The sequence below is a fragment of the Vibrio albus genome, from assembly GCF_003144035.1.
Lineage (GTDB): Bacteria > Pseudomonadota > Gammaproteobacteria > Enterobacterales > Vibrionaceae > Vibrio > Vibrio albus.
This window is the reverse complement of record NZ_QFWT01000026.1, coordinates 1-1,260: the sequence shown is the minus strand read 5'-3', so window position 1 is coordinate 1,260 and position 1,260 is coordinate 1. Positions and strand designations below refer to the sequence as shown.

At 45.9% G+C, this 1,260-nt stretch carries 1 protein-coding gene; it reads left to right on the top strand.

All coding sequences use genetic code 11. From position 1 onward, the window contains the following. Positions 1-79 precede the first annotated feature (79 nt). A protein-coding gene (locus DI392_RS19325; protein ID WP_109321330.1) for an IS3 family transposase occupies positions 80-1,203 on the top strand; the annotation gives its coding sequence in 2 pieces (ribosomal slippage) (positions 80-332 and positions 332-1,203; 1,125 coding nt in all). The last annotated feature ends 57 nt before the right edge of the window (positions 1,204-1,260 follow it).

Here is a 1,260-nt window from a genome sequence, read left to right as displayed (position 1 = left end):
AGAAGTGGCCCCCGATTTTCGGACATGACTTTAAGTGATTGATCTGTTTTGATAGTACCCAGAAATACTGGAGCAGATTATGACTAGAAAACGTAGAAACCACTCTCCTGAGTTTAAAGCTAAGGTGGCATTAGCTGCTGCTAGAGGTGATAAAACTGTCGCTGAGTTAGCACAGAAGTACAACCTGCACCCCAACCAAATCTCAACCTGGAAGAAAGAGTTGCTTGAAAATGCAGCCATGATCTTTGCCTCTAAAAGTCAGTTGGGCAAAGACAATTCCGAAGAAGTGGACAAACTCCACGCCAAGATCGGTCAGTTGACCATGGAAAATGATTTTTTGGCGAAAGTGCTCGGTCGCTAGATCGAGCACAGCGAAAGTGTTCGCTGGATAAATCCACCAAACTACCAATAAAGCGCCAGTGTGAGCTTCTCAATATTGCTCGGTCTACAGCTTACTATCAGCCCATTGGACTCTCTGCTGAGGAGATTGAATTGCGCCGTATGATTGACGAAATTCACCTTCAGTATCCGTTTATGGGCAGTAGGCGTATTCGAACCGAGCTGGCTAAAAAGGGACATAACGTCAATCGCAAGCGTATCGTTCGGATCATGCGTGATATGGGCATTGGAGCGATTTACCCCAAACCGAAAACGACACTGGCGAATAAAGCACACAAGGTCTACCCCTACCTGTTACGTGATATCGAAGTCACTTACCCAAACCAAGCTTGGGCTATTGATATCACGTACATCCCTATGGCTAAAGGGTTCTTGTACTTGGTTGCCATTATCGACTGGTATAGCCGCAAAGTGTTGTCCTGGCGGTTATCTAACACTATGGATACTAGCTTTTGTATCGAAGCTCTTGAAGAAGCGCTTCAACACTATGGGCCGCCTGATATTTTCAACTCAGATCAAGGCAGTCAGTTTACCAGCACTGAGTTCACACAGAAGTTAATCGATCATAACGTACGGATCAGCATGGATGGGAAAGGCCGCTGGATCGACAATGTTTTCATCGAGCGATTATGGCGAAGTCTGAAATATGAGGAGGTTTATTTAAAAGCTTATACCACGCCACGTGAAGCCGAACTTGAAATCGGCCACTACATGGTGTTTTATAATGAGGAGCGTAACCATCAAGGACTCAATGACCTCACCCCTGATGAAGCCTACTTCGGCAGGCAGAGATACGCGGCATGAGCTGGATCAACCACTTAAGGAATGAGCTTATGTGTCCAACCATTGGGGTCCACTTCT